This is a genomic window from Cedecea selenatireducens, assembly GCF_042138895.1.
Classification (GTDB): Bacteria; Pseudomonadota; Gammaproteobacteria; order Enterobacterales; family Enterobacteriaceae; genus Cedecea; species Cedecea selenatireducens.
In genome coordinates this window covers 25,684-34,208 of sequence record NZ_JBHIKW010000022.1, presented here as the reverse complement: position 1 = coordinate 34,208, position 8,525 = coordinate 25,684, and the positions used below count along the sequence as shown (strand labels likewise).

The window sequence follows — 8,525 nt, the reverse complement described above, 5'->3', positions numbered from 1 at the left end:
TAAGCAGTAAGCTGATGTAACAGTCAGTGGTTGTAGAAAAATTCGGTGGAGCGGTAGTTCAGTCGGTTAGAATACCTGCCTGTCACGCAGGGGGTCGCGGGTTCGAGTCCCGTCCGTTCCGCCACTTATTAAAATTAAGCCTGCTAATTAAGCAGGCTTAATAGTAGAAAAATTTAGGGGCGTAGCTCAGTTGGTAGAGCACCGGTCTCCAAAACCGGGTGTCGCGAGTTCGAGTCTCTCCGCCCCTGCCATATATAATCCTTTGCTTATGCAAAGGATTTTTTTTGTCCAAAATACCCCTCTCCTTTACGTTCTTTGCTATTAAAAGCGCATTACTGCGCCATTAATGGTGTCTTTAATAACTCTTTAATAATATTTTGCTTATCAGTGTTTTGCAGCCAGACGGCATACAATGGTCTGGAAAGCGTAGCACTTTCCGCTACTGGCCAGATCCCGGACTGTTCCTTTGCCCATTCAACCGGGAGGAAGGTACAGCCATTAAGTTCAGAGAGCAGCTTGCAGGCTATTTTTGCCGAACTGGTGGTTAACACGGGAATGTCATCGTTACCGATGAGACCGGCTTCGTGCTGATGAAAATCCGCACCCCATTCAATGCGTAAATAGTTGAGTGAATCTTTACGGCTTTCCTGCGAGGGAGCGTAAAGCCCCATGCTGAAATACCCCAGCAGCTGGCTGGAAAACTCATCCATTTTGGGCGCTTCTGTTGTGAGTAACAGATCCAGCTGGCGTTCATGGAGCTGTTTGACCAGTGACTGGCGTTGTGCAATTCGTGCTTCGAACTGTAGGCCATTATGCTGTTGATAAAGCGCAATTAACCATTCAGAAAGCATGCTTTCCCAAAGCGATGCGCTGGCACCAAGCGTTAGCTGATTGTGCTGAGAAGTGTGCGATACCTCCTTTTTCGCCGCTAACCATGTATTCATCAGATTTTCCGCGTAGGGCAGAAGGCGCTCCCCGGCAGTTGTCAGCCGTATGTTATTGCGGTGGCGGGTAAAAAGGTTTACGCCCAGCTGATTTTCGAGCTGCCGGATGCGAAAGCTTACCGCAGACTGCGTCAAATAAAGTGCTTCTGCAGCGCGACCAAAATGCCGTGTTCTGCTAACTTCCAGGAAGGTTTTTAGTAATTCGGTGTCCACGCCTTACTCCAAAAAATAATTTGTCGTTATGATTTAAATGTTTTGTTTTACACTCTGTCAAGCGTAACTAATACTCCGCGCCATAAATAGCTCGGCCAAGAAAATCAGGAGCGTGTAGGATGGCGGAAAGCTTTACGACGACTAATCGGTTTTTCGACAATAAACATTATCCGCGCGGGTTTGCTCGCCATGGTGATTTCACCATCAAAGAGGCGCAGCTGTTAGAACGCCATGGTTTTGCGTTCAATGAGCTGGATCTCGGCAAGCGCGAACCCGGTACTGAAGAAGAAGTGCAGTTTGTGGCTGTGTGCCGCGGTGTACGTGAGCCTGCTACGGAGGCGGAACGTGTCTGGAGCAAGTACATGGCACGTATCAAACGTCCAAAACGTTTTCATACCCTGTCCGGCGGTAAACCGCAGATGGACACCGTTGAAGACTACACCGACAGCGATGATTAAAAAATGGGGCGAAAGCCCCATTTTTTATTCCGTTAACCTGTGCAGATGCAGCAACAGGCGATCGATGGTACGGTAGCTGAGCGCCTCCTGGAGATGCGTGCGTGTTATCTGCTCGCAATGCTGTAAGTCCGCGATGGTACGTGCGACTTTCAAAAGACGCTGCCATGCCCTGACAGATAATCCCAGCTTCAACAGCGTTTCCTCCAGCCAAATCGCATCATCCTGAACAAGCGCACAGTGTTCGCGGATCTCATGGTTGCTGAGCCGGGCATTAAGCTTATCCTGCCTTAAGAACTGCCTGTTACGTGTTTCATTAACCCTTGCTCTTATCACCTCGCTCTTCTCTTCGTTATTACTTGTCTTACTGAGCATCCCTGCCGGGAGAAGCGGAATATCCACTGAGAGGTCAAAACGATCGAGGAAAGGCCCTGAGAGGCGATTCATATAGCGAAGAGTCTGCTGTGGCGTGGAGCGATTGTGATTGCCTTCATAGTGCCCGGTCGGGCTGGGATTCATGGCTGCGATAAGTTGAAAATCTGCTGGATAGGTAATTTTGGCTCGAGTACGGGAGATATGAATTTCTCCGGACTCAATTGGCTCCCTGAGCGAGTCCAGTACCCGGCGCTCAAATTCCGGAAGCTCATCCAGAAATAATACGCCATTGTGTGCTAATGAAATTTCCCCGGGCTGTGGGATCGACCCACCCCCTACGACAGAGGTTAAGGAGGCGCTATGGTGAGGCGCTCTGAATGGCCGCTGACGCCAGTGGCGATGAAGGTGAGATAATTGCACCAGGCTCAGGATAGCTGCGCTCTGTAGCGCTTCAGCATCGTTCAAGGGAGGAAGAAGCGTATTAAGTCGGCTCGCCAGCATGGTTTTCCCCGTTCCCGGAGGGCCTATCAGCAAAAGGTTATGCCCGCCGGCTGCAGCAATTTCTAGTGCTCGTTTTCCCTGGCTTTGCCCGATAATTTCGTTCATGTCTTCAGCGTTATGGGCTTGCCATAATGCAGGACTGACAGGCGCACGCAGTTCGCTTTTTCCTTCCAGCCATGCACAGACTTCCGTCAGGTGTGTGGCGACGAAACAGCCCGGTTTAGCTATCAGGCCTACCTCATCCTCGTTTTCTGCGGGAACAACGACTTCCCGGCCTCTGTTTAATGCCTCCATGGCTGAGGATATTGCGCCTGAAACACCACGTAATTCGCCTGTTAACGCGAGCTCACCGATAAATTCTATCTGTGTCAGCCTTGATGTGCTTAGCTGCTCAGAGGCTGCGAGTAGCGCCAGGGCAATAGGTAAATCGTATCGCCCACCTTCTTTGGGAAGATCGGCCGGCGCAAGGTTTATGGTGATTTTGCGTGCCGGAAAAGTGTACCGCTGTTGATCAGCGCGCTTCTGACCCGGTCGCGAGCTTCTCTAACGGTTGTCTCTGGCAGGCCCACCAGGGTAAGGCCGGGTAAGCCTGCGCTGATATGCACTTCAACCGTAACCTGTGGGGCATGAATGCCTAGCGCTGCTCTGGTATAGACAACCGACAGTGACATTTTTCCTCCGTGAAAATTTTATTCTGCCGGCCTCCTGGATGATTAAACATTGTTCTTTTAATGCTCTGGGAAGTATCTCCCTGACTTTTTCGAACACTTTCTTTTTTACAGCTCTTCCTGCAAGGGCGATCGCAGAACAATAACTTTTTACTGGTATTACGTAGAAAATGGTCTCAGCAGACCAGTTTTGTGAATTATTTTCACGTTCTCGTTATCCACTGAAATTAAATAGTTTTTATGCTAATTAATTTCTGCAGCGATCTTTTCGTCATAAAAAAATATTGTGCTTTACGTAAACTCTGTGATAACTCTGTAGGCATTACTTCGAACTAGACGTTAGAACATACAGAAAATGACAGCCCTTCTACGAGTGATTAGCCTGGTCGTGATTAGCGTGGTGGTGATTATTATCCCACCGTGCGGGGCTGCACTTGGAGAGAGAAAGGCTTAAAAATCAAGCCTGAATCGAAAAGAACCCCCGCACCGAAAGGTCCGGGGGTTTTTTGTTGACTGAAGAATGTAAAGCGAGGAGCAGAGTATGTGTTGCAGAATAAAATGCTGTTTATCCGGTAATGAGACGGGGAACTAACTATGAATGGTGCACAGTGGGTAGTACATGCGTTGCGAGCGCAGGGTGTTGAAACAGTTTTCGGTTATCCTGGCGGCGCGATTATGCCGGTGTACGATGCTTTGTACGACGGTGGTGTGGAACATCTACTGTGTCGCCATGAGCAAGGCGCGGCAATGGCGGCTATCGGTTATGCTCGCTCTACGGGCAAAACCGGCGTTTGTATCGCGACTTCCGGTCCTGGCGCGACCAATCTGTTAACCGGTCTTGCTGATGCGCTGTTAGATTCTGTCCCCGTTGTGGCTATCACCGGCCAGGTGGCCGCTCCTCTGATAGGCACCGATGCTTTCCAGGAAGTTGACGTCCTGGGCCTGTCACTCGCCTGCACTAAACACAGCTTCCTCGTTGAATCCCTTGATGAATTGCCACGTGTGCTTGCCGAGGCATTTGAGATTGCCCATTCAGGCCGCCCTGGCCCGGTATTGGTCGATATTCCAAAAGATATCCAGCTGGCAATTGGTGAGCCTGAAGCCTGGCTTTCAGCCGTTGAAGATGAGACCGATCTGCCATTTGCCGGGCTGCAGCAAGCCCGCGAAATGCTCGCTCATGCCAAAAAGCCAATGCTTTACGTGGGCGGTGGCGTTGGCATAGCTCAGGCTGTTCCGGCGCTCCGTGAGTTTATCTCCGTGACAGGTATGCCTTCGACGGTCACTCTGAAAGGCTTGGGTGCTGTGCCTGCTAACCATCCGTTTTATACCGGTATGCTGGGAATGCACGGCACCAAAGCGGCAAACCTCGCCGTTCAGGAATGCGATCTGCTGTTGGCCGTTGGCGCCCGCTTTGACGATCGCGTTACCGGCAAGCTGAATACCTTTGCGCCTCATGCCAAAGTTATCCACATGGATATCGATCCTGCGGAGCTGAGTAAGCTGCGCCAGGCGCATGTTGGGTTGCAGGGGCCGCTGAACCAGCTTTTACCTGCCTTGCAACAGCCGTTGCACATTGCTTCATGGCAGCAGCATATCGCGGCCCTGAACGAAGAACACCAGTGGCGCTACGACCATCCGGGCCAGGCTATCTATGCCCCGCTGTTGTTGAAGCAGCTCTCTGAGCGCAAATCAGCAGAAGCCGTTGTGACCACCGACGTAGGCCAGCATCAGATGTGGACCGCACAGCACATGACCTTCACTCGCCCGGAAAACTTCATCACTTCCAGTGGCCTGGGCACGATGGGCTTTGGTTTACCGGCCGCCGTTGGGGCGCAGGTTGCCAGACGCGAAGATACGGTTATCTGCGTGTCTGGCGATGGCTCTTTCATGATGAATGTTCAGGAACTGGGCACCATTAAGCGCAAGCAGTTACCGGTCAAAATCCTGCTGCTGGATAACCAACGCCTGGGGATGGTGAGGCAGTGGCAGCAGCTGTTTTTTGAAGAACGCTACAGCGAAACCACCCTGACCGATAACCCTGATTTCCTCACGCTGGCCAGTGCCTTCGGCATTCCTGGTCAGCACATCACCCGCAAAGACCAGGTAGAAGCCGCGTTAGACGCCCTGTTGAACAGCGACGGCCCGTACATGCTTCACGTCTCGATTGATGAGTACGAAAACGTCTGGCCGTTGGTACCTCCAGGTGCCAGTAACTCGCAAATGTTGGAGAAATTATCATGATGCAGCACCAGCTGGCAGTGCAGGCTCGCTTTCGCCCGGAAACGTTAGAGCGTGTTTTACGCGTGGTACGCCATCGTGGCTTTCAGATCTGCGCTATGAATATGGCCGCGGCGGGAAATACCGACAATATTAATATTGAATTGACCGTTGCGAGTCTGCGCCCTGTCGAATTACTGTTTACCCAATTAAGTAAGCTGGTTGACGTCGCCTGCGTTGAAATCCAGCAACCAACATCACAACAAATCCGCGCCTGAGCGCAAAAGGAAGAGAACAATGACGACCAAGAAAGCTGATTACATCTGGTTCAATGGCGAGATGACCCCGTGGGGAGAAGCGAAAGTACACGTAATGTCCCACGCGCTGCACTACGGTACTTCGGTCTTCGAAGGTATCCGTTGCTACGACTCGCACAAAGGGCCAGTGGTGTTCCGCCATCGCGAACACATGCAGCGTTTGCGTGACTCAGCAAAAATCTATCGCTTCCCGGTATCGCAAAGCGTGGATGAACTGATGGAAGCCTGCCGTGCGGTTATCCGTAAAAATAACCTCACCAGCGCATACATTCGCCCTCTGGTCTTTGTTGGCGACGTAGGCATGGGCGTTAACCCGCCGGACGGATACACCACTGACGTGATCATTGCGGCCTTCCCGTGGGGCGCTTATCTGGGCGCTGAAGCGCTGGATCAGGGGATTGATGCAATGGTCTCTTCCTGGAACCGTGCGGCACCAAACACCATTCCAACCGCAGCAAAAGCGGGTGGTAACTACCTTTCTTCCCTGCTTGTCGGTAGCGAAGCGCGTCGCCACGGTTATCAGGAAGGTATCGCGCTGGATGTGAACGGCTTCCTGTCAGAAGGCGCGGGCGAAAACCTGTTTGAAGTGAAAGACGGCGTAATTTACACCCCTCCATTCACCTCTTCAGCGCTGCCGGGCATTACCCGAGACGCGATTATCAAACTGGCAAAAGACCTGGGTATCGAAGTGCGCGAACAGGTGCTCTCACGTGAATCTCTGTATCTGGCCGACGAAGTCTTCATGTCCGGTACCGCCGCGGAAATCACCCCGGTACGCAGCGTAGACCGCATCCAGGTGGGCGAAGGCCGCTGTGGCCCGGTCACCAAACGTATTCAACAGGCATTCTTTGGCCTGTTCACCGGCGAAACCGAAGACAAATGGGGCTGGTTAGATCAGGTAAACCCATAAGTCTTAAACAAAAAATATAATCAGGCGGGCGGCAACTGACCGCCTGCTACCCGACAGACTGGAGTAAATAAAGCATGCCTAAGTATCGTTCCGCCACCACAACCCACGGCCGTAATATGGCGGGTGCCCGCGCTCTGTGGCGCGCAACGGGGATGACCGACGCCGATTTCGGCAAACCGATTATTGCGGTCGTAAACTCCTTTACCCAATTCGTACCGGGTCACGTTCACCTGCGCGATCTGGGTAAACTTGTTGCCGAGCAAATCGAAGCCTCCGGCGGCGTAGCGAAAGAGTTCAATACCATTGCGGTGGATGACGGTATCGCCATGGGGCACGGCGGCATGCTCTATTCACTGCCGTCCCGCGAGCTGATCGCCGACTCGGTTGAGTACATGGTCAACGCTCACTGCGCCGATGCCATGGTTTGTATCTCTAACTGCGACAAAATCACCCCAGGGATGTTGATGGCCTCGCTACGCCTGAACATTCCGGTGATCTTCGTTTCCGGTGGCCCGATGGAAGCCGGCAAAACAAAACTTTCTGACCAGATCATCAAGCTCGATCTGGTGGATGCGATGATTCAGGGCGCGGACCCGAAAGTTTCTGACGAGCAAAGCGAGCAGGTTGAACGCTCTGCGTGCCCGACCTGCGGCTCCTGTTCGGGGATGTTTACCGCCAACTCCATGAACTGCCTGACCGAAGCGCTGGGCCTGTCCCAGCCGGGCAACGGTTCGCTGCTGGCAACCCACGCCGATCGTAAAGAGCTGTTCCTGAACGCCGGTAAGCGCATTGTCGAACTGACCAAACGTTATTACGAACAGGACGATGCCAGCGCGCTGCCACGCAACATCGCCAGCAAAGCGGCGTTCGAAAATGCCATGACGCTGGATATCGCCATGGGCGGCTCCACTAACACCGTTCTGCACCTGCTGGCTGCTGCGCAAGAAGCTGAAATCGACTTCACCATGACCGATATTGACCAGCTGTCCCGCAAGGTTCCTCAGCTGTGTAAAGTCGCACCAAGCACCCAGAAATATCATATGGAAGACGTCCACCGTGCCGGCGGCGTTCTGGGGATCCTCGGCGAGCTGGATCGCGCCGGGCTGTTGAACCGTGAGGTAAAAAACGTCCTTGGTCTTTCGCTGCCACAGACCCTTGAGCAATACGATGTGATGCTGACCAAAGACGAAGCGGTGAAAACGATGTTCCGTGCGGGTCCTGCGGGCATTCGTACCACCCAGGCCTTCTCGCAGAACTGTCGTTGGGACACGCTGGATGACGATCGCGCTGAAGGTTGTATTCGCTCACTGGAAAATGCTTACAGCAAAGACGGTGGCCTGGCCGTTCTGTACGGTAACTTTGCGGAAAATGGCTGCATCGTTAAAACGGCTGGCGTAGACGAAGGCAGCCTGGTATTCCGCGGTCCAGCCAAAGTTTATGAAAGCCAGGACGATGCGGTAGAAGCCATCCTCGGCGGTAAAGTCGTTGCGGGTGATGTGGTTGTTATCCGCTACGAAGGGCCGAAAGGCGGGCCTGGCATGCAGGAAATGCTCTACCCAACAACCTTCCTGAAATCGATGGGGCTGGGTAAAGCCTGCGCGCTGGTCACCGACGGTCGTTTCTCCGGCGGGACTTCTGGCCTGTCGATCGGTCACGTTTCTCCGGAAGCAGCCAGCGGCGGCAACATTGCCCTGATTGAAGACGGCGACATGATTGCCATCGATATTCCTAACCGTGGTATTCAGCTGCAGCTGACCGACCAGGAGATGGCGGCGCGTCGTGAAGCGCAGGAAGCTCGCGGTGAAGCGGCATGGACTCCTCGCAATCGTGAACGCCAGGTTTCTTTCGCTCTGCGTGCTTATGCGAGCCTTGCCACCAGTGCGGATAAAGGCGCTGTGCGCGACAAAAGCAAGCTTGGAGGCTAA

At 53.0% G+C, this 8,525-nt stretch carries 7 protein-coding genes, 2 tRNA genes and 1 pseudogene; 8 read left to right on the top strand and 2 right to left on the bottom strand.

Going from position 1 to position 8,525, the window contains the following annotated elements; all coding sequences use genetic code 11:
* The first annotated feature begins 47 nt into the window (after positions 1 to 47).
* Both ACE38U_RS21460 and ACE38U_RS21455 read left to right on the top strand, forming a co-directional pair.
* A tRNA-Asp gene (locus ACE38U_RS21460) sits at positions 48 to 124 on the top strand.
* Between the two features lie 51 nt (positions 125 to 175).
* A tRNA-Trp gene (locus ACE38U_RS21455) sits at positions 176 to 251 on the top strand.
* Positions 252 to 332: 81 nt separating this feature from the next.
* On the opposite strand, the gene hdfR is transcribed toward ACE38U_RS21455, so the two are convergent.
* The gene (hdfR, locus tag ACE38U_RS21450) at positions 333 to 1,157 is read right to left on the bottom strand and encodes an HTH-type transcriptional regulator HdfR (protein ID WP_038476975.1); all 825 of its coding nucleotides are present in this window, start codon (positions 1,155 to 1,157) and stop codon (positions 333 to 335) included.
* Between the two features lie 119 nt (positions 1,158 to 1,276).
* Between hdfR and ACE38U_RS21445 the strand changes: the two genes are divergently transcribed.
* Positions 1,277 to 1,615 (top strand): MaoP family protein, encoded by a 339-nt coding sequence (locus ACE38U_RS21445; RefSeq protein WP_038476973.1) that lies wholly within the window; start codon positions 1,277 to 1,279, stop codon positions 1,613 to 1,615.
* Positions 1,616 to 1,639: 24 nt separating this feature from the next.
* Here ACE38U_RS21445 and ACE38U_RS21440 read toward each other — a convergent pair.
* Positions 1,640 to 3,159 (bottom strand): annotated as a pseudogene (locus ACE38U_RS21440) (YifB family Mg chelatase-like AAA ATPase).
* Positions 3,160 to 3,511: 352 nt separating this feature from the next.
* Here ACE38U_RS21440 and ilvL point away from each other — a divergent pair.
* The 5 genes from ilvL (at position 3,512) to ilvD (ending at position 8,525) form a co-directional block, all read left to right on the top strand.
* Positions 3,512 to 3,610: an ilv operon leader peptide gene (gene ilvL / locus ACE38U_RS21435; protein ID WP_071530467.1), complete on the top strand. Its 99-nt coding sequence runs from the start codon at positions 3,512 to 3,514 to the stop codon at positions 3,608 to 3,610.
* A gap of 140 nt (positions 3,611 to 3,750) precedes the next feature.
* Positions 3,751 to 5,397, top strand: coding sequence for an acetolactate synthase 2 catalytic subunit (gene ilvG / locus ACE38U_RS21430; protein ID WP_176982428.1), 1,647 nt, complete (start codon positions 3,751 to 3,753; stop codon positions 5,395 to 5,397).
* On the top strand, positions 5,394 to 5,651 hold the full coding sequence (gene ilvM, locus ACE38U_RS21425) for an acetolactate synthase 2 small subunit (protein ID WP_016538957.1): 258 nt from the start codon (positions 5,394 to 5,396) through the stop codon (positions 5,649 to 5,651). The genes ilvG and ilvM overlap by 4 nt, the downstream gene beginning before the upstream one ends.
* A gap of 19 nt (positions 5,652 to 5,670) precedes the next feature.
* Complete coding sequence (locus ACE38U_RS21420) at positions 5,671 to 6,600, top strand: branched-chain amino acid transaminase (protein WP_038476963.1); 930 nt, start codon at positions 5,671 to 5,673, stop codon at positions 6,598 to 6,600.
* Positions 6,601 to 6,674: 74 nt separating this feature from the next.
* A complete protein-coding gene (ilvD, locus tag ACE38U_RS21415; RefSeq protein WP_176982427.1) occupies positions 6,675 to 8,525 on the top strand; it encodes a dihydroxy-acid dehydratase in 1,851 nt (616 codons plus the stop codon).

Excerpts from the sequence above, each read along its gene's own strand:
- ACE38U_RS21445 (WP_038476973.1), top strand. The coding sequence starts at position 1,277 with ATGGCGGAAAGCTTTACGACGACTAATCGGTTTTTCGACAATAAACAT.
- ilvL (WP_071530467.1), top strand. The coding sequence starts at position 3,512 with ATGACAGCCCTTCTACGAGTGATTAGCCTGGTCGTGATTAGCGTGGTG.
- ilvG (WP_176982428.1), top strand. The coding sequence starts at position 3,751 with ATGAATGGTGCACAGTGGGTAGTACATGCGTTGCGAGCGCAGGGTGTT.
- ilvM (WP_016538957.1), top strand. The coding sequence starts at position 5,394 with ATGATGCAGCACCAGCTGGCAGTGCAGGCTCGCTTTCGCCCGGAAACG.
- ACE38U_RS21420 (WP_038476963.1), top strand. The coding sequence starts at position 5,671 with ATGACGACCAAGAAAGCTGATTACATCTGGTTCAATGGCGAGATGACC.
- ilvD (WP_176982427.1), top strand. The coding sequence starts at position 6,675 with ATGCCTAAGTATCGTTCCGCCACCACAACCCACGGCCGTAATATGGCG.